Raw genomic sequence first — 26,787 nt, forward strand, 5'->3', positions numbered from 1 at the left:
ATTTACGAAAGGAGCTGGTTAGTCTGAAGTTGTGTCTCCAGTTCTTACAGTCTGTTACTAGCTAGTTTCTTTCGTAATATTGCGTTTGTGCTGAAAATTAGAGGAGTCGAGGAAGTGTTTCGACGTTATTTAAATGTCACTAAACCTGGCATTATCATGGGCAATTTGATCTCTGTCGCGGGGGGATTCTTGCTAGCCTCTCGCGGTGATATTGACCCATGGTTAATGATCGCAACCTTACTAGGGTTATCTTTAGTAGTGGCATCAGGATGCGCGATCAATAACGTAATTGATCGTGATATTGATGTTGCTATGGCGCGCACTCGCAAACGCGTCACAGTGACTGGCGAAATGTCAGCAAAGGAGGCTATGGCACATGGCATCGTGCTTGGTGTTATTGGTTTCGGATTATTAGCAGTGTATACCAACGTAGTGGCACTCTTATTTGCTACTTTTGGTTACGTCATCTACGTAGGTGTGTACAGCTTATATATGAAACGTCGTTCTGTGTACGGCACCTTTGTAGGAAGTTTATCTGGCGCAGTACCGCCTGTAGTGGGTTATTGTGCCGTAACTGGGCAGTTTGATGCTGGTGCTGTGATTTTATTGGTCATGTTTAGTCTATGGCAAATGCCTCATTCATATGCAATTGCAATCTTTCGTTATAACGACTACCAAGCGGCCAGAATTCCTGTGTTACCAGTAGCGCAGGGGATCGAGAAGGCAAAGCATCACATTGTTTTATATATCGCCGTGTATGCGTTGGTTGTAATGTTATTAACCATTAGTGGTTATACAGGTTTAGCCTTTATGGCTGTAGCTTGTACAACGAGTTTTTGGTGGTTGCTAATGGCGCTTCGTGGCTATCGTCGCAATATTGATGTAAGCGGCTGGGCGCGCCAAGTGTTTGCTTTTTCAATTGTAAACATCACGGTTTTGAGCATAGCTATGGCTTTAGATTACCATTCGGTAGCTCCACAGCTACTTGTTTTAACTTAGAAAAAAGTTGCTAACATATCCCAATGTTACAGTAGCAAAGGCCCGGTTTTTCTCCACCGGGCCTTTTTTCTTTGTTGTTTTTAAAAGCGAGCAGCTTGCTCTACCACAATGCCATGACGAGCCGCTAAACGGCGATGGTCTTTATCATAACCACCACCAATCACGGTTGCGACAGGTACATTGTGCTCAAGGCAGCGTTTGAGAACTAAATGGTCGCGTTGTGCTATCCCTTGCCAGCTTATATCAAGTTTTCCTAAGCCATCTTGCTGCCATACATCTACACCTGCATCATAAAGTACTAAGCCTGGGTTTAGGGTGTTTAATAAATAACTCAGCGTATCGTCAACAACGCCTAGGTATTCACTATCAGCGACATTCGGTGCTAAACCTATGTCTAAATCGCTGGCTGATTTTCGAAACGGAAAATTCTTTTCACAGTGAATAGAGCAGGTATAAGCGTAGGGCTGATGTGCCAGCATTGCTGCGGTACCATCACCTTGATGAACATCTAAATCAAAAATAAGTATATTGGTTACTTCACCACTTTTTATCAGGGTTTCGCTGGTAAAAGCGAGGTCGTTTACCATGCAATAGCCAGAGCCAAAATCAGTATGGGCATGATGAGTGCCACCCGCTAAGTGACAAGCGATGTCATGTTTAAGTGCTAAACGTGCTGTTTGTAAGGTGCCCAGAGGCGCGGTAAAGGTACGTGCCATCAGCTCTTTTGACCAAGGTAAGCCAATACGGCGCATCGCTTTTTCATCTAAGCGGTTGTGCCAAAGGTCGTGGATATAGTTTTCGCAGTGCACTAATTCAAGGGGCTCAGGGCTGCCAAGCATCGGTTGAGTTAGGTTGTCATTTATTAATCCAAGGTTTTGTACATGCTCATATAAATAAGCAAACTTACTCATCACAAAGCGATGGTTAGGATCGAAACTAAACGAGTAATTTGGGTGATACACCAAGGGTAAGTGGGGATTTAACTGCATAGCTCATTGAATAGCTGAATTTGCTACAGCATAACGAATCTACCGACAAATGTTTACTCTGGTGCGTGAATTAAATGAGCTAACTCGCGATGTAATAATGCTTCGTCACCCAGATTTAGCTCAATCAACCGTTTTAAGTGAGTAATACTATCAATATCGATATGTTCGCAGCGAAGGCCTGCATGCTGATGCTCAACATGGCACAGCTCCACTTGCATTTTAATCTCGATTGATGACTCTGGCAGGGTAAAGATTAAGTCAGCTTTACTATGAATTGGCACTAAAAATGAATCACTTTTAGTAATGAGCGCACCTTGCAAAGATAAATCAAGTAACTGACAGTTGTAGTCGTTATCTTCGATACGAAAGATCGCAGGGCAAGAAAATAATACCCGCGAAAACTCTCTGCGTTCATTCATAGCTGTATCTCCAACCTTAGTGACCTAATCAGTATAGATCATAATTGAATGAGTGAGTGAAATGATTACAGCAACAAAAAAGCCCCTAAATCGGGGCTTTTTGAGTATCAGCTAATTAGCCAATTTTTTTGTATTTAATACGCTTAGGTTGTGCCGCTTCTGCGCCTAAGGTTTTTTTCAGCCACTCTTCGTATTCTGTGTAGTTACCATCGAAGAAGTTAATTTGGCCTTCGTCACGGTAGTCAAGAATATGTGTAGCAATACGGTCAAGGAACCAACGGTCATGCGAGATACACATTACACAGCCAGGGAACTCTAAAATAGCGTTCTCAAGTGCACGTAGTGTTTCAACGTCTAGGTCATTGGTTGGCTCATCCAGAAGTAATACGTTACCACCAGCCTTTAACAGCTTAGCTAGGTGTAAACGGTTGCGCTCACCACCTGATAGGTCTTTAACGAATTTTTGTTGGTCGTTACCTTTGAAGTTAAAGCGGCCAACATAGGCACGGCTTGGGAATTCAAAGTTACCAATTTTCAATACGTCTTGGCCGTTTGAGATTTCTTGGAAAACAGTGTTGCTCTCGTCCATGTTGCCACGGAACTGATCAACAGTTGCAAGCTCTACTGTTTCACCAACAATGATCTCACCGCTATCAGGCTTTTCTTCACCGCTTAGCATTTTGAAAAGCGTTGATTTACCTGCACCATTGGCACCGATAATACCTACGATAGCGCCTTTCGGCATTGCAAAGTTTAAGTCATCGATTAATACACGGTCGCCAAAGCTCTTCTTCAGGCCTTTCACTTCGATAACTTGATCACCTAAGCGTGGACCCGGTGGAATGAATAGTTCATTCGTTTCGTTACGCTTTTGGTAATCGTTTTGCTGAAGCTCAGAGAACTGTGCCATACGTGCTTTAGACTTAGCTTGACGGCCTTTCGGGTTTGAACGAACCCATTCAAGTTCTTGCGCGATTGATTTTTGACGTGCTTTTTCAGATTTCTGTTCTTGTTGTAAACGTAAATCTTTTTGCTCAAGCCACGATGAGTAGTTACCTTCCCAAGGAATACCTTCACCACGGTCAAGCTCTAAAATCCAACCTGCTACGTTATCTAAGAAGTAACGGTCGTGGGTTACAGCAACCACGGTACCTTCATAGTCGTGTAAGAAGCGCTCTAACCAAGCAACTGACTCAGCGTCTAAGTGGTTGGTAGGTTCGTCAAGAATAAGCATATCTGGTTTTTCAAGTAGTAAACGACAGATCGCAACACGGCGACGCTCACCACCCGAAAGGTGTTCAATTTTTGCATCCCAAGGTGGAAGGCGTAATGCATCAGCTGCACGCTCTAACACGTTGTCGATATTGTGACCGTCGTGCGCTTGGATGATAGCTTCTAATTCGCCTTGCTCTTTCGCAAGTGCGTCAAAGTCAGCACCGTCCATTGCATACTCGTTGTATACTTCATCAAGGCGGTTTAGTGCATTTTTAACTTCGCTTACAGCTTCTTCTACTGTTTCGCGAACTGTTTTGCTTTCGTCTAGTACAGGCTCTTGCGGTAAGTAACCGATTTTAGTGCCTGGTTGAGGGCGAGCTTCACCTTCAAAGTCTTGGTCAACACCAGCCATAATGCGAAGTAACGTTGATTTACCTGCACCGTTTAGACCTAGCACACCAATTTTTGCGCCTGGGAAAAAGTGTAAAGAAATATCTTTTAAGATAGTGCGCTTAGGTGGCACAACCTTAGATACTCGACTCATCGAGAATATAAACTTGTCTGGTAACACCATGAAAGAAGCCTTCAATTTATAATAAAAATTAACAGCAAGTATTGTATACCCAAACTACCTCAAAATACAGAATTCAGCGTTTATGATAGGCTTAATATCAAGGTGTTATTTACTCAAAAAGCCATACATTTCAATTAATGACCACTCAGAAATATCATTTCTTTTGGACATCTAAACATCTAGAGGTTGAAATTTCTAACTATCCGTTCATAATTAGCAGTCAGATAAGTATGCTCGGAGCTAGCTATGCCCATTACAGTAAAAGATGAATTGCCTGCCATTGCAAAGTTACGTCAAGAAAACGTGTTTGTAATGCCAAAAAGTCGTGCTAAAACGCAAGAAATCCGCCCAATGCGTTTGGCCATCTTAAACTTAATGCCAAACAAAGTTGAGACCGAAGTGCAGTTTATTCGCTTGTTAGCAAACTCACCGCTGCAAGTTAATGTTGAGCTGTTACGCTTAGATACCCATCGCACCAGCAGTAACTCTGAACAGCATATGGATACGTTTTATCGTTATTTTTCAGAAGTGAAAGATAATAACTACGATGCCATGATCATAACAGGCGCGCCGCTTGCTCATTTAGAGTATGACGAAGTTGCTTACTGGGACGAACTAAAAGTTATTTTAGATTGGGCAGAGCAGCATGTTACGTCTACGCTGTTTTCGTGTTGGGCGGCCCATGCCGGTCTTTATCATCACTATGGCCTCAAACGTGATCTGAAACCAAACAAACTCAGTGGCGTATTTACCCATAAAAGCTATTTTGACCATGCAGCGCTGACGCGTGGCTTTGATGATACCTTTTTAGTGCCACATTCTCGTTATGGTCATATTGATATCGATAAGATTAATGCCTGCGAAGAGCTGGTAGTATTAGCCGGATCAGAGCGAGTTGGTGCCTACTTAATTAAAAATAAATCAGGTAGCCAAGTGTATATTACTGGCCATCCAGAGTACGATGCTCATACCTTAAAAGGGGAGTATTTACGTGACCAAGAAAAATCAGCAGATGCACCTAAGCCAGAAAATTACTTCCCTGACGATAACCCAGACAACGAACCGTCGAAAACGTGGCAAAGTCATGCCTTTTTATTGTTTTCGAATTGGTTAAACTATTATGTGTACCAAACTACACCGTATGATATTAACTTAGTTAGCCAAGATGTAAGGACTAACAACTATGCCGAGTAATGCAGTGAATAAACGCGAACAATTAACCGAGGCGCTAAAACAGCGAATTTTAATCCTCGATGGCGCGATGGGCACCATGATCCAAGAATATAAATTAGAAGAACAGGATTATCGCGGTGAGCGCTTTAAAGACTGGCATGTACTTATTAAAGGCAATAACGATTTATTAAGCCTAACTCAGCCAAAAATCATTGCTGATATTCACCGTGCTTACTTAGAAGCCGGTGCTGATATCATCGAAACGAATACCTTTAATGCCACGACTATTTCGATGGAAGATTACGACATGGCGAGCCTTAGCCGCGAAATCAACCTCGAGTCAGCGAAGCTTGCACGCAGCGTGTGTGATGAACTTGAAGCAAAAGATCCTAGCAAACCGCGTTATGTAGCCGGTGTACTTGGGCCAACGTCAAAAACCTGTTCTATTTCACCAGATGTAAATGACCCAGGTTATCGTAATATCAACTTTGATAAGCTGGTGGCGGCGTACGTTGAGTCAACACTGGCACTGATGGAAGGTGGTGCTGATCTTATTTTAATAGAAACTATCTTTGATACCCTTAATGCAAAAGCGGCTTCGTTTGCCGTAGAAGAAGCATTCGAGCAAGCTGGTCGTAGTTTACCTGTGATGATCTCAGGCACCATTACCGATGCCTCAGGCCGAACTTTATCAGGGCAAACCACAGAAGCATTTTATAACTCAATTCGCCATATTAAACCGCTATCAATCGGCCTTAACTGCGCACTTGGCCCTGACTTACTGCGCCAGTATGTTGAAGAGTTATCGCGCGTTTGTGAAACCTTTACCTCGGTGCATCCCAATGCCGGTTTACCGAACGAGTTTGGCGAATATGATTTAGAAGCTCCTGAAATGGCCCAAGAAATTATTGATTGGGGCAAGTCTGGCTTTATCAATATTGTAGGTGGTTGTTGCGGCACCACACCGGCTCATATTAAGGCGTTTGCGAAAGGCCTTGAAGGTGTTAAACCTCGCCAATTACCTGAGCTTGAAGTGCGTATGCGCTTATCGGGCCTTGAAGCGTGTAACTTAAACTAGGAAACCGACATGACTGACCAAATTGCTGTATTTACTAACGTCGGTGAGCGTACCAATGTAACAGGCTCGGCTAAGTTTAAGCGCTTGATCATGGAAGAAGATTACGAGACCGCTCTCGATGTTGCCCGTGAACAAGTAGAAAATGGCGCGCAAGTAATTGATATCAACATGGATGAAGCCATGTTGGACTCGAAAGCGGCGATGGTAAAGTTTTTAAACTTAATTGCCTCAGAGCCTGATATCTCAAAAGTACCTATCATGGTCGACTCATCTAAATGGGACGTGATTGAAGCAGGCTTAAAGTGTATTCAAGGTAAGGCCATTGTAAACTCAATTTCACTTAAAGAAGGTGAAGAGCCGTTCATCCGCCAAGCTAAGTTAATTAAACGCTTTGGTGCTGCTGCGGTTGTAATGGCGTTTGATGAAACTGGGCAAGCAGAAACTGCTGATCGTAAGTTTGAGATTTGTCAGCGTAGTTATAAAATACTCGTTGATGATATTGGCTTTCCGCCAGAAGACATTATTTTTGACCCGAACATTTTTGCCGTCGCAACGGGTATTGAAGAGCACGATAACTACGCTGTTGAGTTTATTGAAGGTACGCGCCGAATTAAGCAAGGCTTACCGCACTGTAAAGTGTCGGGTGGTGTATCGAATGTGTCGTTCTCGTTCCGTGGTAATAACCCAGTTCGTGAAGCTATTCACTCAGTGTTTTTATACCACGCGATTAAAGCGGGTATGGATATGGGCATTGTAAATGCGGGTCAATTAGCGGTTTACGACGATATCCCCGAAGAGCTGCGCAAATCTGTAGAAGATGTGATCCTCAATACCGACCCAGGTGCCGGTGAACGACTTGTTGAACTTGCACCCAAATACTCAGGTATGGCGCAAGCAGAAAAAGTTGAAGATTTAGAGTGGCGTACTTGGCCTGTTGAAAAGCGCCTTGAACATGCATTAGTTAAAGGTATTACCGAATACATCGATGAAGATACCGAAGCGTGCCGCAAGGGCAAAGCTAAGCCTATCGAAGTGATTGAAGGCCCGCTTATGGACGGCATGAACGTCGTTGGTGACCTATTCGGCGCGGGTAAAATGTTCTTACCTCAGGTTGTTAAGTCAGCTCGTGTAATGAAGCGTGCCGTTGCCTATCTTGACCCTTTCATTGAAGCTGAAAAAGAAGAGGGTGCAACCAATGGTAAAGTGGTTATGGCAACCGTTAAGGGCGACGTACACGACATTGGTAAAAATATCGTAGGCGTGGTACTGCAATGTAATAACTACGAGGTTATCGACCTTGGTGTGATGGTGCCGGCAGAGAAAATCTTGCAAACCGCCATAGACGAGAAAGCTGACATTATTGGTTTATCAGGGCTGATTACCCCATCACTTGATGAAATGGTGCATGTTGCGAAAGAAATGACCCGTCGTGGTTTTGAATTACCGTTACTGATTGGTGGTGCAACAACCTCTAAAGCGCATACTGCGGTTAAAATTGAGCCTCAGTATGATAAAGGTGTGGTTTATGTCAATAACGCCAGCCGCGCTGTTGGGGTGGTTTCTAACTTATTGTCAAAAGAGTTAAAGCCGGCATTTTTAGAGAAAACCAAGGCTGAGTATGAAAAAGTACGTGAACAACAAGCACGTAAAAAGCCGCGCTCAAAACCCGTTACTTTACAGCGTGCTCGCGACAACGCTGTAAAACTCGATTGGGATAACTACACGCCACCTGTGCCGAAAAAGCTGGGTGTGACTGAGTTTAAAGATGTTTCGATTGCGACGTTAAGACAGTACATCGACTGGACTCCTTATTTCATGACGTGGTCAATCGCTGGTAAGTACCCACGTATTCTTGAAGATGAAATTGTAGGTGAACAAGCTAAAAGCTTATTCGCTGATGCTAATGCAATGCTTGATGAGCTTGAGCAATCAGGTGCGCTGCAACCTCTAGGTGTCATTGGTTTATTCCCTGCAAACCGAGTAGGGGATGACATTGAGATTTACACCGATGAGTCGCGTACAACGCTTTTAACTACATCGTGTCATTTACGTCAGCAAACGGAAAAAACCGACTTTGCTAACTACTGTTTAGCTGATTATATTGCGCCAAAAGGCACTCCTGATTACTTTGGTGCGTTTGCGGTTACCGGTGGTCTTGAAGAAGACGACCTTGCCGATGCCTTCGATGCGAAGCAAGATGATTATAATAAGATCATGGTTAAAGCCGTTGCAGACCGTTTGGCTGAGGCATTTGCAGAGTACTTGCATGAGCAAGTGCGTAAAGAGTATTGGGGCTATGCGGTAGATGAAAATCTATCGAACGATGAACTTATTCGTGAAAACTACCAAGGTATTCGCCCAGCGCCAGGTTATCCTGCTTGTCCTGAACATACAGAGAAGAAGAAAATCTGGCAGTTACTTGATACAGAACAGCGTATTGGCATGAAGCTAACCAGTTCATACGCAATGTGGCCGGGTGCGGCGGTATCTGGTTGGTATTTTTCTCACCCTGAAGCTAAGTACTACGCAGTGGCGCAAATTCAACAAGATCAGGTTGAAGATTACGCAAAGCGCACCAACATGACTCTTGAAGAAGCTGAGCGTTGGTTGTCGCCTAATTTAGGCTATGAACCAGAATAATAACCTTTAGTTATTAGCTTTTGTTTAAATTAAAAACGAGTCCCAAATGGCTCGTTTTTTATGCTCATTTTTTATCATACTTTTACCTTTTTAATTGCTTTAATACTGGCAAATTCCTTCTATTTTAAATATTTGTGTTAAAGTTATACCAATTCGCTTAATAAAGTGGTCTATTTTGAGGCAATAAAACCTCGTTGATAACAAGGCAAAAATTTCGTTATTTAGTTGTTCTAAATCAGAAATTTTTAACGCAGGTAGCGACAGGTTTAATCCCTCAAAATGATTAAGTATTATTGCGGATTGGTATTGTTGAGATTGATTAAAAAATCTAAGGTGAAATTGTGATTGATACAGTGAATGCAAGTGACAAAGATAAAGCACGATTTTTACGTGTTTTTGCATTTATTGGTTCGATCACCTCGTTCTTAATGGCGATCACCAGCTATCAAGATGGTTACCATGCCCTTAGCTATTTATTGATTATTGGCGGCTTTGTGTTTGCCTCACCTTTTGTTATTAAAAATCGTGATGAAACCATAGCAGTACTCATGCTGTACGCCCTCTATTCGATGATGTGTTTTTTAATTGTCTCTGGGGGGAGCAATGGCACTGGGCCGTTATGGCTGTTTATTGTATCTCCTGTGACCTTTTTTATTCGTGGCTTAAAGCGCGGAGCGTTTGATCTTATCTTGCTTGCCATTATTATCTCGGTGCTTTTTTATTTTACTGATCAATTTGGCTATTACAGTTATCCGAGTCATTACTTTCCTACACGGGTCATGCTGTGTTTCTCGATTTTATGTATTTTGGCTGGCTTCTACGAATATTACCGCAACAAATATAGTTTGCAGTTAATGGAGCAACTTAAGCTTAATCAAAAGCTGGCTCGCACTGACGCGATGACAGAACTCGCTAACCGTCGCTACGCAACTGAATGTTTGCGAGATAAGCGCTTTGGCGAAGGGGCTGTGTTCTTGCTGATGGATGTTGATAACTTTAAGCAAATCAACGACACCTACGGTCATCAAGTGGGTGATGAGGTGCTAATATTTTTCGCTGATGTATTCAAAAACGTGTGCACAGAAGAAGATATTATTTCCCGTTGGGGCGGCGAAGAATTTTTAATTGTGATCCCAACAGGGCATGAGCTTAGAGCCAGAAAAGTCGCTGAAAAAATCCATAAGAAGCTTGCTGAAAAGCCATTTACGAGCGGCCAGCATCGTTTTCATGTTACCTTAAGTATTGGCTTATACGTGCGCGTTGCTGATGAGAGCGTGGATCACTGTTTGAACATTGCCGATAAACGGCTTTACCGCGCTAAATCGCAAGGTAAAAATCAAACGGTTGCTGAAGTCGATTTAGCAAAGCATGAGCCTGCTTCATAAATATTTGCTCTACGACTGTATTAACTTAGCTGTTTTTTGCTGGTTATTAATGTATGATGTACCCATTATTTACAAGGGCGTGTGAATAGTGAGTCAAGATAAGGAACATCATCAACATCTTCTTTCCGTTAAGTTCGCAGCCTATTTTAAGGCTCATTTTTAATGTCACTCTTAGAATCATTTAAGAAATTGGGTAACTATTTCGGTGCGTATAAGGTACATCTATGCCCCGAAGTTAAAGGTCAAGTTAGTGAAAATGGCAAACCTTTAATAAAGGTAAAAGTAGAAAGGTTTCTTCGCTTCTCAGATGGAAAAAATGTAGAAGATTTTGCTTATACCGATGATAAAGGCTGCTTTTATTTTCCAGAAGTCAATGTTCGCTCTAACCAACCCGCAGTCCCCTTTGCAGAAATTTTTACTTCTCAGTCACTTCTTTTAACACATAAGAGTAAAGAGTACTGCTTATGGGGAGCAAGATTGCCAGGTTTTAGTTTTCGTGAAGAATATGCAAAAAAGCTTGGACAATTAGTTGCTGATATTTCTAGTGATAAAATAATCTTTAAATTTGAGAACACAAAAGTTGAAGGTCATAAATTTGAAGCCGTAAGTATTGGGCGATGGAATAAAGATTTTGAAATTTTAAAACAAAGTGATTACTTCGATCTTTCAGAGATTAAAGAAGATTAGAATTTCAAAGGTCAAAACTATAAGGACATAAAAATGAAAGCTTTAAGCCCTGCAATTGCAGCTAATTTCGCAGCAATTGCATATGAACTATTAGATAATCGAGCTTTAATAGCTACTAACCCTTATGTTGAAAGAGTTAGCACTCTTTTTACTTTAGAGTCGGAATCAGTACAAGGTGTGAGTGGCTCAATTTTAGAGCGAATGTTTAATCATAAAACAGAATTTGGATGTATTGCAAAAGGCAAAAAGGGGTTATTTGAAGGTGATTATGTCTTAGCATTACGCGGCACAGCTAAAATGCGAGATGTGATTACTGATCTTAATTGTGGTCTAAGTACCTGTAGTAATAATCAGCCTGTACATGCGGGGTTTAATCATACCTTTAACTCATTTAGAAAGCAGCTAGAGCAATTCTTTAGTAAAAGAGTGAATAAAAAACTAAATATACATGTTGTGGGTCATAGCTTAGGCGGTGCTTTGGCTAACTTAGCTGCGAATTGGTTAAAAAATCACTTTGGTGCAAATGTGAAGCTTTATACTTTTGGTGCTCCAAGAGTTGGTTATCATAGCTTTGCTTTACAGACGGAAGCTGCAACAAATAACCATGTTTATCGCTGTGTGCACGCCGCTGACCCTGTACCTTTAGTGCCAGTGTGGCCATTTATGCATACTGAAAAAGAGTATATTTTAAATGGTGCAGCAACAATTACTCCAAAAGCTCATAGTATGACAGAGCCGACACCTGGCTACTTAAATACTGCTAGTAGCTTTAAAAGTTATGCTGCTATAAGTAGAGGAATGGAAAAAAGAATACAAGAAGAAGTCAGGCTTGATTATGAAAAACGGTTAGAGTGCACTCGTACTTCTCGTTGGGCAAGAAAAATAGGCGCAGCGTTAATTACTCATTTACGTGATACAGGTAAGTTATATGCTATACAAAACCATTACACAAATACACTTACCGTTTATGATCAAATAGCTAAAGCTCTGACTGATAGTATTGATTTATCTAAAAGCTATACTAGTGATGTGAAGGGGATCTTAGGTTACATGCTGGCTTTTTGTGGCTATCCATTTAAAGCTATCTCGTTTACATATGCATCCATCAGACATATTTTGAAATTGATGCTCACTAATGTATTTTCTCTTGCAGGCCAAGCAATAGCTCTAACAAAATAAATACAAAAGCCGCCAATGGCGGCTTTGTTAGGCTGCGAAACTAATGGCTTTTTTCAAAGTCGCTGACTTCACGCTCAGCTTCTTCCTTTGATTTACCGTATTTTTGCTGAAGTTTACCAACCAGCTCTTTACGGCTACCTTCAATTTTATCTAAATCATCATTGGTAAGGTCACCCCATTTACGTTGTGCTTTACCTTTAAGCTCTTTCCAGTTGCCTTCTAAACGATCGCTGTTCATCATAATCTCCTTACTCTGTTAAACATTCACCTTAGTAAGAGCAATCGCTGTACCAATTTGGTGAAACTAGTTAAGTGATTGATTTGTAATTGTTTTATGTTTTTGAGTCTAATAAGTGGAATTTAAAAGTTTGCAATTACTACGTAGTTTTTAGAATCAGCCTGTAATATTTTCTGTTGCGCTAGTTTTAGATACTTAGTGGCTCTTAGATGTATAGCGATTGATTATCCGCGTGTATTCTTCAGTTGATTTTAGTTTACGTAAACTCTCGTTAAACCGGTCTCTTAAGGCTTCATCATGAAACAAAAAACCATTGGGGCTTTTGCCGAACAAAGCAAACCGCTGCACCGGTTCAGACACATCAACCTCCCCATGTTTTGTAATTAACGCTCGGTAGTAGTCAAAAATTTTTCCGTCCATTTGGATCACTTCATACCGTTCACGATATAAAAGCCGTACTTGGGTTGATTGGTCGTATGTTTCTGAATAATTAGGGTTTTCTTTTGCCATGTCGCGATATTCAGGTGAAAGTCGCGCTTTAGCACCTTGCCAAGATAGCACGGTATGATGTTTTAGCTGGGCGATGGACTTGAGGTCGAAATTTCGCTTGGCTAGGCTAAACGCAAAGTTCTCATAGTTGTAAGCAATATCTGAAAAGTAACCGTTCATTTGATTAGCTTCAATAACTTTATTGTTTATATCAGATACTACATCAACTAAGTTTTCATTATATAAAAGGATCCGTCTTGCATAAGGCACGTAGACGAATTGTAGTTGATAACCTTGAGCACCCAGTGTCGCGCGAAGTAAGTCTGGAATAATGCCTGTGTTGTCTTCAGCCATCACCCAAGGTGGAAGTGTATTGCCAAGTGCAACCGTAATCTTTTGCTGACTATATGCTTTTTGAAGCGGTAAAGCTAAAAATAGCAAGGTGATTAAAATACGGGTGTAAATCCTGAACAAGTTTATTCCTTATTCTGACTTTTGTGCGGTCGTTTAATCAAGAATAAGTCTAAACTGGCAGAATGCAATGTTTTCACTTTTTAAAGCCCGAAATAGAAAATAAGCCTATAGCCATCGCAATTTTTAGTTTTTTGATACAATGCGTGAAAAGAAAGTAAGAGATACCTAACGTGCTGCCAGTTCAAGATATTTATCAATCCCTGTTAACCACATTACAGAGTAACCCAATGGCCTTATTGCAAGCGCCACCGGGAGCGGGTAAATCAACATGGCTGCCTCTTACCTTAATGCGCGAAGGGCACTTTAAACGCATTGTTATGTTAGAGCCAAGACGACTGGCCGCACGCAATATTGCCCAGTATTTGGCAAGTCAGCAGAATGAAAAAGTCGGTGACAGTGTCGGCTTACGCATTCGTGGCGAATCAAAAGTAAGTTCTGCAACTAAACTCGAAATTGTCACTGAAGGCATGCTGACGCGTATGTTGCAAAATGACCCAGAGCTTAGTGATGTAGACTTACTTATTTTTGATGAGTTTCACGAGCGCTCAATTGCCGCAGATACGGCTTTGGCATTTGCCCTCGAAACACAGGCGGCACTTCGCGATGATTTAAAAATCTTACTGATGTCGGCAACCTTAGATGGCGATCGTTACAGTGAGTTTTTCAGCTGTCCGATTATTTCATCACAAGGACGAAGCTACCCCATTGATGAAGTGTATATTCCACTTAAAGACGAAAGCCGTTGGCTCGATGACATACCTGCACTAATAAAACAGGCGCTTAGTGAGCAAACGGGCAGTGCTTTAGTGTTCTTACCTGGGCAGCGTGAAATCATGCGCGTTCAGCAGTCTTTAAATGATTTAGGTGATAGCGTCGAAGTATTTAGCTTGTATGGTGAGCAAAATAAAAACGAGCAACAAGCTGCTATCGCGCCTGCTAAACATGGTAAACGCAAAGTGGTATTAACCACCAATGTCGCTGAAACCAGTTTGACCATTGAAGAAATACGCATTGTGGTTGATAGCGGCAAACGCCGTGCTGCCAATTTCAATTTAAAAACCGGTGTTACAGAGCTCGTTACGCAAAGTATTTCTCGTTCTTCTGCCATTCAGCGCGCTGGTCGTGCTGGGCGAATTGAGCCGGGGGTTGTGTATCGATTAGGCTCTAAACAAACTTTTGAGCGCCGTAATAGCCATGATGCGCCAGAAATTCTGACCAGTGATATTAGTCAGTTGTTATTAGAGGCAAAGCAGTGGGGGGCGTCACTTGCTGAGCTTAGCTTACTCGACCCACCTAGTAGCCAGCAGATTAAACAGGCAACGGCACTTTTGAAAATGCTCGAAGCTATTGATGAAAATGAAAAGCTAACAGCCCTTGGCAGCCAAATGCTGAGCTATGGAGCCGATATTCGCCTCTCGCATATGCTCATTAAGGCAAAGCAACTAGAGCAGCGCATGCCTGGTATTTATGTATTAGCGGGGTATTTAACGGCACTGCTTGAAAGCCGCATTAGTATGCCAGCTGATCTTAATTTGGCATTGCATAGCCAGCACAGCAAACCGCATCCAGTATTTAAGCAGCAATTAACATATTGGCTATCGCGCTTGCAACTCAAGCCGGTTAATGAGCTTAAAACAGAGCACTTGTCGCTGCTGGTGGCACTTGCCTTTCCTGACCGCCTAGCCAAAAAGCGCGGTAATGGTTATTTACTTGCCAATGGTGCGGGCGCCGACTTAAGTGAGGAGTTTTGGCATAACGATGATTATATTGCCATTGCACATATGGGCGGCCATAAAGGAAACCGTGTTTTTGCTGCTGTTGCCTTTATTCCAAGTGACCTTGAAGATGAGCTTTCGCATTTATTTACTGAGCAAACTCGCTGCGAATACGATGAAAAAGCAGGGCGTTTTATCCATCAAGATGAGCTCAAGCTCGGTGCTATCACCATAGCGAGTCAGCCAAGTAAACAGCCCCTAGATAAGAGCGAACGCACTAAAGCGTGGTTAAACTTATTTAGTAAGCAGGGGTTTTCGTTATTTAATGAACAGCCCGACAGTGAGCAGTTACTTATTCGAATGAGTTTGGCAAGTAAGCTGTTACCAGAATCATTCCCGCTTTTAAGTCATGATGAATTAATTGCCGATAACCAATGGCTTGCACCTTATTTGGATGATATTAAAAACCTTGAGCAATTAAAAAAGTTCAATTACAGCGAAGCAATTAAAAGCTGTTTTGATTGGCAGCAGCAAAGCTTATTGAATGAATTACTGCCCTTACGATTAACGGTGCCAAGTGGTTCAAATGTAAAAGTGACCTATCAGCTTGATGGCCCTGCGAAGCTCAGTGTACGCATGCAAGAAGTGTATGGCATGACCAGCACGCCTTTGCTGGCACAAGGTAAACTGCCATTATTAATGGAGCTATTATCACCAGCGAGGCGACCGCTGCAGTTAACTCAAGACTTAGCTAACTTTTGGCAAACGAGTTACCGCGATGTGCAAAAAGAAATGAAAGGGCGTTATCCAAAACATTTTTGGCCAGACGACCCAGCCACCAGCCAAGCGACTAATAAAGTAAAAAGTAAGATGTGATTATAATGAAGCTGAATGCTTAGCTCAGCTTCATCACTTGCCTTAGAGCTGCATGCTTCATAAACCGTTACAATTTCCAGCCTTGTTTTGGTATCCCTTTTGTTGACTGTTTAGTAGTCTAATTGAGTCATTAGTAAAAAGAGAAAGCCAGTGTCTGCAGCTATTACCCTTGCTCAATACGTTAAAAAACGTACAGGTGTGCCTCTGGGGCATAAAGATTCGCTGCGCAATATGCTGACACGTTCTCTAGGTGCTAGCTCGTTTTATCTATTTTGGCGATATTGGAATCCGGTGTGGAGCTATTACTTATCTCGGTATGTCATGAAGCCTTGCAATGACATTATGCCGGTTTGGTGTGCGGTTGTTGTTACTTTTGCCGTCAGTGGGGCGCTGCACGATTTAGCAGTGAGTTTAGTGAAGTTAAAGCCACTATTCTTTTTTACTCCTTGGTTTACTGTGATGGGCGCTTTGGTATTAGTAAGCAAGTACAGCCAAATACAGTTTAGCTCTGCTCCTTGGTTGTTAAGAGCGCTCGCCAACATCAGCTTTATTGTATTGAGCTATTGGTTGACGAGCCACTTTTTTTAGTGCGTTATTGCGTTGCTAAGGGGTAGTCAGTGTAGCCTTTAGCACCGCCTCCAAATAGGGTATCTGGATCATGCTGAGCCAGTTCAATGCCTTGTTCAATGCGCGCTGGCAGATCTGGGTTGGCAACAAACGGGCGACCAAAACCAATTAAATCAGCCCAGCCTGCGGCTAATGCTTGCTCTGCTTTCTCGCCAGTGTATTTGCCTGCATAAATCATTAACCCGGCATAGTTTTCACGCAGTGCTTGTTTAAAACTTTGCTCCATTAAAGGTGCATCATCCCAATCAGCTTCAGCAATGTGCAGGTAAGCAACGTTAAGGTCATTGAGTACTTTTGCTGCGCCAATATAGGTTTCAAACGGGTTATCATCGACCGTTCCATTGAGGGTTGTGAGTGGAGCAAGGCGTACGCCAACACGCTCAGCGCCAATTTCATCACAAACCGCTTGTGTCACTTGTTGTAAAAAGCGTAAACGGTTTTCTAAACTGCCGCCGTATTCATCAGTGCGTTGGTTCGACTCTGAATCAATAAATTGATTAATTAAGTAACCATTGGCAGCATGAAGTTCAATACCATCAAACCCTGCATCTACAGCATTACGGGCAGCTTGACGGTATTCGTTTATAACCTGTTTGATGTCGTCATGGCTCATTGCGCGTGGCTGTGCTGTGGCAACAAAGTCGGGTTTGTCATCTTCATCAATAAAAACTTTAACGTCTTTAGCTGCAATCGCTGATGGCGCAATTGGTTGCTCGCCACCTGTATTACTTGGGTGAGATACTCGGCCAACATGCCAAAGCTGAGCGAACATAATGCCACCAGCTTGATGAACTTTGTCGGTTACTTTTTTCCAACCGGCAATTTGCTCGGCAGTGTAAATACCCGGTGTCCAAGCATAACCCTTACCTAGGGCTGATATTTGTGTACCTTCGCTAATAATTAAGCCAGCACTGGCACGTTGTGCATAGTAGTCGGCCATTAATTCATTGGCGATATCACCCGGTTGTGATGAGCGAGAGCGAGTCATCGGTGGCATAACAATGCGGTTTTTTAATGTATGACCGGCAAGTTGTATAGTATCGAATAATTTGTTCATTACGGCTCCTTGAAAGCGAATATGCTTTCAGCATAACGAAAATTATTTATGAAATTAATGCCGGTAATAACAAAACACTTTTGTTAAAAGTGCAAAAAAACTACAGCGTTAACCTGGGTGCTATAAAGTCTAAAAACGCTAATACTCGTGATGACACACCGCTGTTTTGATAATACACCGCATGCACTTTTTCACGACGATTAGGGCTCAGTACCTCGCCTTCGAGCACCTTAACTAAACGGCCTGCTTTTAAATCTTCATTGATCATAAACTCCGACAACAAGGAAATGCCATGACCCTGTATACAAAGTTGGCGCACAGTTTCACCACTTGATGCACTGATTGAAAATTTAAGGTCTAAAGGCGTAGTTAGCGGCCAGTGATTTAAATGCGGCGCGTCGGTAAAACCAATAAGCTGGTGCAAGGCTAAGTCGGTTAGCTCATCTAATGACGGTGCCGCTTTTAAATAATCAGGACTGGCAACGAGCTGTAGTTTGCTAACTCCCAAAGTGCGCGCATGCAAGTTTGAGTCAGCAAGCTCACCAATACGAATAGCAATATCGGTTTTATGCTCAAGCAAATCGATAATGTTGTCGTGGCTGGTGATCTCAAGTTTTATGTCAGGATAAACTTGGTTGAAGGTTTTTAAATGTGGTGCTAATTGGTGAAACACAAAAGGACTTGCGGCATCGACTCTTAATTTTCCTGAAGGGGCGCAGTGCAGAAGCTTCAAGGCCTCTTCGCCTTGTGCAAGCTGACTCAGTGCTTCTCTAGCATAGCCTAAAAATAATTCGCCTTCTTCGGTCAGCTCAATGCGTCTTGTGGTGCGGTTGAATAAGGTAACGTTTAAGGATTTTTCGAGCCGAGTTACCGCCCGTGATATTTTTGCAACTTGCTCATCGAGAGCATTGGCCGCACTTGAGAACCCGCCGGTATCAACCACGCTAATAAATGCTTCTAAATCTTGGGTGTTGGAGATCACGCTCATGGTTTTACCTTTTCATTTTTAACAAAAGTATTTTGTCACTACTGCTATTTTTTGCAAATTTAATTTTAGCCACAATAGCTGCACTTTCAAAATTAAACAGAGGATATGTGATGCCAATAGCATTACTTGCATTAACTCTCAGTGCGTTTGCCATAGGCACCACTGAGTTTGTGATTGTCGGCTTAGTGCCAACTATCGCTGATGATTTAGCGGTTTCGTTACCAAGTGCCGGGCTACTTGTTAGCTTGTACGCATTAGGTGTTGCGGTGGGGGCGCCAGTATTAACCGCGCTTACCGGACGCTGGAATCGAAAACATGTATTACTTAGCTTAATGAGCCTATTTGTAATTGGTAATTTACTGGCTTGGCAAGCACCTAGTTATGGTAGCTTGATCACCGCAAGGATTCTAACAGGCCTTGCCCATGGAGTGTTTTTCTCAATTGGTTCAACCATCGCTACAGGGCTTGTCAGTAAAGATAAAGAAGCTAGTGCCATTGCGATTATGTTTACCGGTTTAACGGTTGCATTAGTAACCGGTGTGCCATTAGGAACGTGGATTGGTCAGCACTTTGGCTGGCGAGCGACCTTTTTAGTGGTGTCTTTACTGGGATTAATTGCACTCATTGGTAGCGCATTTTTAATTCCGAGCAATTTAAAGCAAAGTAAACCGGCTACTTTGAGTGAGCAATTAAAAGTAATGGTGCAACCTAGGCTTTTACTGGTGTATTTGATGACCATACTTGGTTATGGCGGCACATTTACTGCCTTTACCTATTTAGCGCCTATTTTAGAGCAGCAAACTGGTTTTGCATCAGCCACCATTAGTTTAATTATGCTGGTATATGGGGTATCGGTTGCTGTTGGTAATATTTACGGCGGTAAATTAGCCGATAAAAAAGGCCCCATTAGTGCGCTGACTATTATCTTTAGTGCTTTAAGTATTGTGCTCTTGTTGCTGACCTTTACCATGCAATCTAAAGTCGCTGCGGTACTGACCATACTTGTATGGGGGGCATTTGCGTTTGGTAATGTGCCTGGGCTGCAAGTCTATGTGGTTAAACTTGCCGAAAAGTTTACACCGAATGCTGTCGATGTGGCATCAGGGTTAAACATTGCAGCGTTTAATATCGGGATTGCGCTAGGTTCAGTGTTAGGTGGTGTTGTCGTTGAAAACTACTCATTGCAAGACACTGCTTGGATTGGCGCTATCATCAGTTTAGCGGCGTTAATTGCAACACGATACAGCGGCTATTTAGATAAACGCGAGATCCCAAAGGCACAAACAGCTTAAAACTAAATTGTTGATAGTTCGATGCTTTGTCGTTATTTTAGGTGCGTAGTTTGATTATTAGTCAATAACTAAAACCACAAGGAATAACGATGAAGCACCTTTATTTTCTAGCTATTTGCCTGTTAAGCACATTTAGCAGCCAAGCAAAGCAAGTTAACCCAGAGCTCACAGCATTAGCACAGCAGTACTTTAATACCATGGTTGCAACACAAGCACCCAATGCCACCAACAAAGAGCTAGAAGCCTTTTTAGCTTTATTAACTGACGATGTAGCAAACCAACATTTACCTTATCAAACAGATGATTCAAGGGAGCCAGATGGCAAAGCGATGATGCGTAAAGGCATGACTTTTTACCTTGGGGCGCACACTGAATATCAAGCAAACTTACTCGATACCTTTATATTTAATGATTCTGCCATTGCTTTGCGTTATACCCATCACGCTAAAGGTATACACCCACAAAACCAACAAGAAATTGAATACACGCAAACCATTATGGATGTGCTCGAAATAGAAGATGGCAAGATAGCGGTGATTCGTAAATACCACGAATGAGCCTCGCTTAACTTTTAGCCTAATATGAGCGCTTTTATAAGCGCTTTTTTATTAAAAATACGCCTGCAATAAATTTTCTCTTTTTTCCGTATTTCAGCCTAAATTCATACTTTTTAGGCTTTATTTTGAATAAATTTAAAACTTTTTTATATTTCGGATAATAAACGTAAGAACAGTGGGTTAGCTTAACTAACGAGTGTAGCTTTGCGGTTGTTTACAATTTGTCAACCTTGAATTGCTATGCTCATTACCTTAACCTTTATTTTAATTGAACGTTCAATCAATAAAAAATTATGCCGAAAGTTGGAATGGAACCTGTTCGTCGTCAGCAGTTAATTGACGCCACAATAGAGTCGGTTGCAGAGCTTGGTTTGCAAGGCACCACCATAAATAGCATTAGTAAAAAGGCGGGCTTATCGTCTGGCATTATCAGTCATTATTTTGGTGGTAAGCAGGGCTTAATTGAAGCTACTGTGCGTTATTTATTGACCAGCTTAAAGCAAGCTCTGATGAACCAAGTAACGCCGCAGACCAGCCCAGAGCAACGATTAATGTTTATCGTTGAAGCAAACTTTTCGCGCATTCAGCAGCAAAGCAATAACACCAAAACTTGGTTGAGCTTTTGGGCGCATTCAATGCACGACGCCCAGTTGCATCGCTTACAAAACGTAAATAGTAAACGTTTATTTAGTAACTTATTAAGCTCATTCAAACAGTTAATGAGCGATAGTGATGCCAACTTAGCCGCTGAGTTAAGTGCAGCCATGATCGATGGTTTATGGCTAAGAGCTGTATTAAGTAAGTCAGACCAAGATCAATTCGAACATTGTGAGCAATTAGCTAAAGACTACATTCGTTCACTGATAAAACAGTATGGAGCCTAAAATGACCACACCTGTTTACGAAAATTTTATTAATGGCCATTTTTTAAAGAATCAAACTGGCGATACCTTTGCGGTTAAGAACCCTGCAACGGATGAAGTGATTTATCACGTTGAAATCGCTGATGAGTTTATTCAAAACGCGGCAATCGAAAGCGCAAAACAAGGGTTTGCAGCATGGTCTGCAATGACGCCAATTGAGCGTAGCCGTATTTTATTAAAAGCCGTGGCAATCTTACGCGAACGTAACGATGAACTGGCAAAAGTAGAAGTACTTGATACGGGTAAGCCTTGGCAAGAAGCCGAGTGTGTTGATGTTGAAACGGGCGCCGATGTTATCGAATATTTTGCTGGTCTTGCTCCTGCGCAAGTGGGTCAGCAACAAATGGTTGGCAATGACTTTTACTACACACGTAAAGAGCCTTTAGGTATTTGTGCCGGTATTGGTGCATGGAACTATCCACTACAAATTGCGTGTTGGAAATCAGGCCCAGCACTGGCTGCGGGTAATGCGGTTATTTTCAAGCCTTCTGAAGAAACACCACTTGGTGCAATTAAACTTGCAGAGATTTTCATCGAAGCGGGTGTACCTGCTGGCGTATTCAACGTTGTGCAAGGCGCTGCTGAAGTAGGGCAATGGTTAACAGCAAACCCAAATATTGAAAAAGTGTCGTTTACTGGTGAAGTAGGCACAGGCAAAAAAGTAATGGCAAGCGCTGCTGGTTCACTTAAAGATGTGACCATGGAGCTTGGCGGTAAGTCACCGTTATTAGTATTTGATGATGCCGATGTATCACAAGCTGTTAGTGCGGCAATGTTAGGTAATTTTTATACGCAAGGCGAAATCTGCACTAACTGTACGCGCATTTATGTGCATAAAAATGTTTATCAGCAGTTTATTGATGAGCTGAAAACACGCACAGAGCAAAATATTATCGCTGGCGACCCAATGGATCCGGAGGTGAATTTAGGGGCGCTTATCTCTAAAAAACATCAAGAGCTTGTACTTGGCTATATCGATAAAGGTATTCAAGAAGGCGCAACCTTACTAACCGGTGGCAAGGCTCTGTCACCTGCATCTGCACCAAACGGTTACTTTGTTGAACCGACCGTTTTTGTCGACTGTAAAGACGACATGACCATAGTTAAAGAAGAGATCTTTGGCCCGGTAATGAGCGTGTTGGTGTTTGATGATGAAGATGACGTTATTCAGCGTGCAAACGATACCCACCTTGGCTTAGCCGCAGGCGTGTTCACTAAAGATATTCAGCGTGCACACCGCGTGATCCATCAATTACAAGCCGGTATTTGTTGGATAAACAGCTATGGTAATTCACCTGCAGAAATGCCAGTAGGTGGTTATAAGCAATCAGGAATCGGCCGTGAAAACGGTATCGAAACCTTAGATCACTATACCCAAACTAAATCGATTTATGTGGGTATGAGCAATATAGAGAGTCCATTTTAATGAGTACACAGAACTATGATTACATCATAGTCGGTGCTGGCTCAGCAGGCTGCGTGTTGGCAAACCGACTATCAGCAGACCCTTCTAATAAGGTGTTATTACTTGAAACGGGCGGTAGTGATAAAAGCATTTTTATAAAGATGCCTACCGCGCTATCAATCCCAATGAATACCGACAAATATGCATGGCAATTTCATACCGAGCCAGAGCCATATTTAGATAACCGCCAGATGCACTGCCCGCGAGGTAAGGTGTTAGGTGGTTCATCATCGATTAACGGCATGGTGTATGTACGCGGTCATGCCAAAGATTTTGATGAGTGGCAGCAATACGGCGCTAAGGGCTGGGATTACCAAGCATGCTTACCGTACTTTAAACGTGCTGAATCATTCTACTTAGGTGGTAACAATTACCGTGGCGATAACGGCCCATTAGGGGTTAATAACGGTAATGAAATGGCTAACCCGCTTTATAAAGCCTTTATCAAAGCGGGCCAACAAGCAGGTTATGCGCAAACTGATGACTACAATGCAGCCCAGCAAGAAGGTTTTGGGCCAATGCATATGACAGTTAAAGATGGCGTAAGAAGCTCTGCTAGCCGTGAGTATTTAGACCCAGTTAAGTCACGTAAAAACCTAACGCTAATCACCGGTGCTTTAGCTAAAAAAGTATTGCTCGAAGGCAAAAAAGCCGTTGGTGTTGAGTTTTCAGTGTCTGGCTCTAAGCAGCAGGCATTTGCAGCAAAAGACGTTATTTTAAGTGCGGGCCCAATTGGTTCACCGCATATTCTGCAATTATCAGGTATTGGTGATAAAGACATCCTGAGCGAAGCGGGGGTTGAGGTTAAACATCACTTACCAGGTGTTGGCCAAAACTTACAAGATCACTTGGAGTTTTACTTCCAATATAAGTGTAAGCAACCAATTACTTTAAACGGCAAATTAGGCCTTGTTTCAAAAGGGCTAATTGGTGCTCGTTGGCTATTAAACCGCTCAGGTTTAGGGGCGACGAACCATTTTGAATCATGTGCATTTATTCGCTCAAAACCGGGTGTTGAATGGCCAGATATTCAGTATCACTTTTTACCAGCTGCAATTCGTTATGACGGTAAAAGTGCCTTTGATGGTCATGGTTTCCAAGTTCATGTTGGGCATAACAAACCAAAAAGTCGTGGTGCAGTAACGATTAAGTCGGCGGATCCACAGGTTGCACCTAAGATCCAATTTAACTACTTACAGCATCAAGATGATATTGAAGGCTTTAGAGCTTGCGTACGTCTAACTCGCGAGATTATTGAGCAAAGTGCGTTTGATGAGTATCGCGATGGTGAAATTCAACCCGGTAAAGATGTTCAAAGCGATGAAGAAATCGATGCGTTTGTTCGTCAAGCGGTTGAGAGTGCTTACCATCCGTCATGTTCGTGCAAGATGGGTGAAGACGAGATGGCCGTGGTTAACTCGCAAACTCAAGTACACGGTATCGAAGGTTTACGGGTTGTAGATTCATCTATTTTCCCAACCGTTCCAAACGGTAATTTAAATGCGCCAACCATTATGGTGGCAGAAAAAGCGGCGGACCACATTTTAGGTAAGCCTGTGTTATCGGCATCAACTGCAGATGTTGCTATGGAAAAACAATGGCAATCAACGCAGCGTAGTTCGGAGATCTAATAAGGCCACCCGCAGTTTCGGCTGTGGGGCTTGCAGTGGCGCGCATCACGAGTTGTTTGTGATGCGTTAATGCGAGGAATAAAACTGGAGAAACAATGAAGTATTATTACTTATTTTGGGGGGGTAACTATGACCTTTTGGCTTAGTGCTGGCATCATTTTTACCCTGTTAGCAATTGCGGTTATTTTATTTAAATGGGGTACGGTAAGGTGTGTTGGCGTCACACCGGTTAGAACGTTTACGTTCATTGCAATTTTATTTACATCGGGCCTAGATGTTGGCTTGATTATGTTTCCACTGACAGAGTTTGCAGGTTATGCAGACATAAAAGCAAGCCCAGAGTATGCGTTTGCCAATCCATTAGCCATCGAGTTTGGTTTTTGGGGCTTCTTGATCTGGGGATTTTATTTCCTTACGTGCTTTTATTTCTGCGTAATAGAGCCCAAAGTAAAATTTTTTGAAATTGCTTGGGTAAAACTAATAAATAACATCGTTATTATTGGTACATGCGCATTTACTGCATTTTTACTGCTGTCGAATTTACCTTGGTATTTGCCGTCGCTTGGTGATGGTGAGTCAATTATTCCGACATTCTACTTAATGGTGTTTGCAGCGATTTGTTTTGCTGTGTATTCGAGCACAGACATTAAGTATGTACGCTTTTTAAGTATTTCTACTACTTGGTTGTTTATCGCTTTAATCGCATTTATGTGGTTCGGTGCCTTTGTGGGTTCTGATGCACAAACATCAGCATTTGTTGATAATCTTGCGTTAATTGGCAGCTACTTTGGCAACATCAATGAGTTTGTATTACCACTAAATGATTACCATGCCTTCTACCTGTTTTGGTGGTTTGCTTGGAGCATCATGATTGGTCAATTTACTTCGCGCTTTGTGGGTGGTTTAAAAACTTACCAAGTGCTGGCAGCTATGTTGATTTTCCCGTCTATTCCAATCGCTATCTGGTTTAGTGTTTTGTATCAATACCATGAAGCGGGTATTGCAACAGCAGGCCTGAAAAACATCGCTATGGTGTTTGTTGGTGTGGTGTTTGTGATCAACTCACTTGATTCTTTGATCCGTTTATACACAGATAACCTAAACTTAACGGTGAAACGTTTAGGTAAATTAAATTATATTGCCTTAAATGTGGTGGCGCTTTCATTGTTAACCCTGCTGTTTAAGTTCGACTTTTTACAGATCCAATGGGTTGGTGCGCTCGTTATTGCATTATTTTTCGGCTGTGCTGCGTTTATTGGCTATAGCAAGTTAAAAACAGTGAAAAATATCGAAGGCTCACCAAAAGACAATAAATTAGATTACACAAAAATAGAAACAGTTAGCTAGGGGAAACCAACATGACAACAAGACAAACAGTATTAGCAGCAGCGTTGCCATTGGCATTACTATCGACATCAGCTATGGCTGACTTATCGACTACGGTTACATTGGCATCAGATTACACCTTCAATGGTGTAAGCCAGACTCAGAATGATCCTGCAATTCAAGGTAGTTTAGATTACGCCTTTGCCGATTCAGGCATGTATGTAGGTACTTGGGCTTCAAATGTAGATTTTGGTGAAGGTACTGACATTGAGTGGGATGCTTATTTTGGTAATTATGTTGAGATAAACGATGCCCTTAGTGTTGATTATGGTATTGCTTATTACTCTTACCATGGTGAAGATTACTCAAGCGACGGTAATTATTTTGAGACTTATGCAAAGTTTGGTTACACCAATAGTCTGGGTTTCACAGAACTTAACTTTTGGTACGCTTGGGATTATTTCGGTACCGATGCTGGACATGTAATTTCTATGCTTGCGCATACCTTTGAAATTGCCCCAAATCATGCAATTCGTGCCAGTTTTGATGTATCTAACTCATTAGATGGCAATAAGTTTGCTTGGGATGGTAATCACAAGTCATACAACCATTATCGTTTAGCCTATCAAACAAGCTTTGCAGGTTTTGATTTTGAGCTTGCTGGCGAAAATACCAGCCTAGACTGGGATACCGCAGACGAGCGTATTGTCGCGTCTATTTCACGTAGCTTTGATTTATAAGTAGCGTTTTATAGTACGGCTTTAAAAATGAAACGGCTAACCAAGGTTAGC

23 protein-coding genes are annotated in these 26,787 nt (G+C 42.1%); 16 read left to right on the forward strand and 7 right to left on the reverse strand.

Annotated elements, in window-relative coordinates:
- Positions 1 to 114: 114 nt before the first annotated feature.
- Entirely contained in the window at positions 115 to 999 is an 885-nt protein-coding gene (cyoE, locus tag ISP07_RS10615) for a heme o synthase (protein WP_209327603.1), read from the forward strand.
- Positions 1,000 to 1,079: 80 nt separating this feature from the next.
- On the opposite strand, the gene ISP07_RS10620 is transcribed toward cyoE, so the two are convergent.
- From ISP07_RS10620 to ettA, 3 genes are all read right to left on the reverse strand, one after another.
- A complete protein-coding gene (locus ISP07_RS10620; protein WP_209327604.1) occupies positions 1,080 to 1,988 on the reverse strand; it encodes a histone deacetylase in 909 nt (302 codons plus the stop codon).
- 53 nt (positions 1,989 to 2,041) lie between these two features.
- Positions 2,042 to 2,407 carry a PilZ domain-containing protein gene (locus ISP07_RS10625; RefSeq protein WP_209327605.1) on the reverse strand — a complete coding sequence of 122 codons (366 nt, stop codon included), beginning with the start codon at positions 2,405 to 2,407 and terminating at the stop codon, positions 2,042 to 2,044.
- 115 nt (positions 2,408 to 2,522) lie between these two features.
- Positions 2,523 to 4,196, reverse strand: a complete 1,674-nt coding sequence (gene ettA, locus ISP07_RS10630; RefSeq protein WP_063529562.1) for an energy-dependent translational throttle protein EttA — start codon at positions 4,194 to 4,196, stop codon at positions 2,523 to 2,525.
- A gap of 246 nt (positions 4,197 to 4,442) precedes the next feature.
- Between ettA and ISP07_RS10635 the strand changes: the two genes are divergently transcribed.
- The 6 genes from ISP07_RS10635 (at position 4,443) to ISP07_RS10660 (ending at position 12,338) form a co-directional block, all read left to right on the forward strand.
- The gene (locus tag ISP07_RS10635; protein WP_062566720.1) at positions 4,443 to 5,390 is read left to right on the forward strand and encodes a homoserine O-succinyltransferase; all 948 of its coding nucleotides are present in this window, start codon (positions 4,443 to 4,445) and stop codon (positions 5,388 to 5,390) included.
- Positions 5,380 to 6,447 carry a homocysteine S-methyltransferase family protein gene (locus tag ISP07_RS10640; protein WP_209327606.1) on the forward strand — a complete coding sequence of 356 codons (1,068 nt, stop codon included), beginning with the start codon at positions 5,380 to 5,382 and terminating at the stop codon, positions 6,445 to 6,447. Before ISP07_RS10635 ends, ISP07_RS10640 begins: the two co-directional genes overlap by 11 nt.
- Before the next feature lie 9 nt (positions 6,448 to 6,456).
- Entirely contained in the window at positions 6,457 to 9,087 is a 2,631-nt protein-coding gene (gene metH, locus ISP07_RS10645; RefSeq protein ID WP_209327607.1) for a methionine synthase, read from the forward strand.
- A gap of 341 nt (positions 9,088 to 9,428) precedes the next feature.
- On the forward strand, positions 9,429 to 10,472 hold the full coding sequence (locus tag ISP07_RS20705) for a GGDEF domain-containing protein (RefSeq protein ID WP_209327608.1): 1,044 nt from the start codon (positions 9,429 to 9,431) through the stop codon (positions 10,470 to 10,472).
- Between the two features lie 162 nt (positions 10,473 to 10,634).
- Positions 10,635 to 11,159, forward strand: a complete 525-nt coding sequence (locus ISP07_RS10655) for a DUF6795 domain-containing protein (protein WP_105181399.1) — start codon at positions 10,635 to 10,637, stop codon at positions 11,157 to 11,159.
- A gap of 33 nt (positions 11,160 to 11,192) precedes the next feature.
- Positions 11,193 to 12,338 carry a lipase family protein gene (locus ISP07_RS10660; protein ID WP_105181400.1) on the forward strand — a complete coding sequence of 382 codons (1,146 nt, stop codon included), beginning with the start codon at positions 11,193 to 11,195 and terminating at the stop codon, positions 12,336 to 12,338.
- A gap of 40 nt (positions 12,339 to 12,378) precedes the next feature.
- Here the strand turns inward: ISP07_RS10660 and ISP07_RS10665 are convergent, their stop codons facing one another.
- Both ISP07_RS10665 and ISP07_RS10670 read right to left on the reverse strand, forming a co-directional pair.
- Positions 12,379 to 12,576, reverse strand: a complete 198-nt coding sequence (locus ISP07_RS10665) for a CsbD family protein (RefSeq protein ID WP_138619436.1) — start codon at positions 12,574 to 12,576, stop codon at positions 12,379 to 12,381.
- Positions 12,577 to 12,771: 195 nt separating this feature from the next.
- Positions 12,772 to 13,539, reverse strand: a complete 768-nt coding sequence (locus ISP07_RS10670) for a substrate-binding periplasmic protein (protein ID WP_228290591.1) — start codon at positions 13,537 to 13,539, stop codon at positions 12,772 to 12,774.
- 170 nt (positions 13,540 to 13,709) lie between these two features.
- On the opposite strand from ISP07_RS10670, the gene hrpB reads away from it, so the two are divergent.
- Positions 13,710 to 16,130: an ATP-dependent helicase HrpB gene (gene hrpB / locus ISP07_RS10675; protein ID WP_209327609.1), complete on the forward strand. Its 2,421-nt coding sequence runs from the start codon at positions 13,710 to 13,712 to the stop codon at positions 16,128 to 16,130.
- Between the two features lie 150 nt (positions 16,131 to 16,280).
- Positions 16,281 to 16,718, forward strand: coding sequence for an MBOAT family O-acyltransferase (locus ISP07_RS10680; protein WP_209327610.1), 438 nt, complete (start codon positions 16,281 to 16,283; stop codon positions 16,716 to 16,718).
- 4 nt (positions 16,719 to 16,722) lie between these two features.
- Here the strand turns inward: ISP07_RS10680 and ISP07_RS10685 are convergent, their stop codons facing one another.
- Both ISP07_RS10685 and ISP07_RS10690 read right to left on the reverse strand, forming a co-directional pair.
- Positions 16,723 to 17,814, reverse strand: a complete 1,092-nt coding sequence (locus ISP07_RS10685; RefSeq protein ID WP_209327611.1) for an alkene reductase — start codon at positions 17,812 to 17,814, stop codon at positions 16,723 to 16,725.
- Between the two features lie 100 nt (positions 17,815 to 17,914).
- Positions 17,915 to 18,802, reverse strand: coding sequence for a LysR substrate-binding domain-containing protein (locus tag ISP07_RS10690; RefSeq protein ID WP_209327612.1), 888 nt, complete (start codon positions 18,800 to 18,802; stop codon positions 17,915 to 17,917).
- A gap of 110 nt (positions 18,803 to 18,912) precedes the next feature.
- Between ISP07_RS10690 and ISP07_RS10695 the strand changes: the two genes are divergently transcribed.
- From ISP07_RS10695 to ISP07_RS10725, 7 genes are all read left to right on the forward strand, one after another.
- Positions 18,913 to 20,094, forward strand: coding sequence for an MFS transporter (locus ISP07_RS10695; RefSeq protein WP_209327613.1), 1,182 nt, complete (start codon positions 18,913 to 18,915; stop codon positions 20,092 to 20,094).
- An 89-nt stretch (positions 20,095 to 20,183) separates the two neighbouring features.
- Positions 20,184 to 20,651 (forward strand): nuclear transport factor 2 family protein, encoded by a 468-nt coding sequence (locus ISP07_RS10700; RefSeq protein WP_062566732.1) that lies wholly within the window; start codon positions 20,184 to 20,186, stop codon positions 20,649 to 20,651.
- Positions 20,652 to 20,944: 293 nt separating this feature from the next.
- Positions 20,945 to 21,535, forward strand: coding sequence for a transcriptional regulator BetI (gene betI / locus ISP07_RS10705; protein WP_054554307.1), 591 nt, complete (start codon positions 20,945 to 20,947; stop codon positions 21,533 to 21,535).
- A 1-nt stretch (position 21,536) separates the two neighbouring features.
- Complete coding sequence (betB, locus tag ISP07_RS10710; RefSeq protein ID WP_054554308.1) at positions 21,537 to 23,000, forward strand: betaine-aldehyde dehydrogenase; 1,464 nt, start codon at positions 21,537 to 21,539, stop codon at positions 22,998 to 23,000.
- Positions 23,000 to 24,670, forward strand: coding sequence for a choline dehydrogenase (gene betA / locus ISP07_RS10715; protein ID WP_209327614.1), 1,671 nt, complete (start codon positions 23,000 to 23,002; stop codon positions 24,668 to 24,670). Before betB ends, betA begins: the two co-directional genes overlap by 1 nt.
- 129 nt (positions 24,671 to 24,799) lie before the next feature.
- Positions 24,800 to 26,017: a BCCT family transporter gene (locus ISP07_RS10720; protein ID WP_209327615.1), complete on the forward strand. Its 1,218-nt coding sequence runs from the start codon at positions 24,800 to 24,802 to the stop codon at positions 26,015 to 26,017.
- 11 nt (positions 26,018 to 26,028) lie between these two features.
- Complete coding sequence (locus ISP07_RS10725; RefSeq protein ID WP_209327616.1) at positions 26,029 to 26,736, forward strand: TorF family putative porin; 708 nt, start codon at positions 26,029 to 26,031, stop codon at positions 26,734 to 26,736.
- Positions 26,737 to 26,787: the final 51 nt, after the last annotated feature.

This window comes from Pseudoalteromonas sp. PA2MD11, assembly GCF_017808125.1.
Taxonomy (GTDB): Bacteria; Pseudomonadota; Gammaproteobacteria; order Enterobacterales; family Alteromonadaceae; genus Pseudoalteromonas; species Pseudoalteromonas simplex.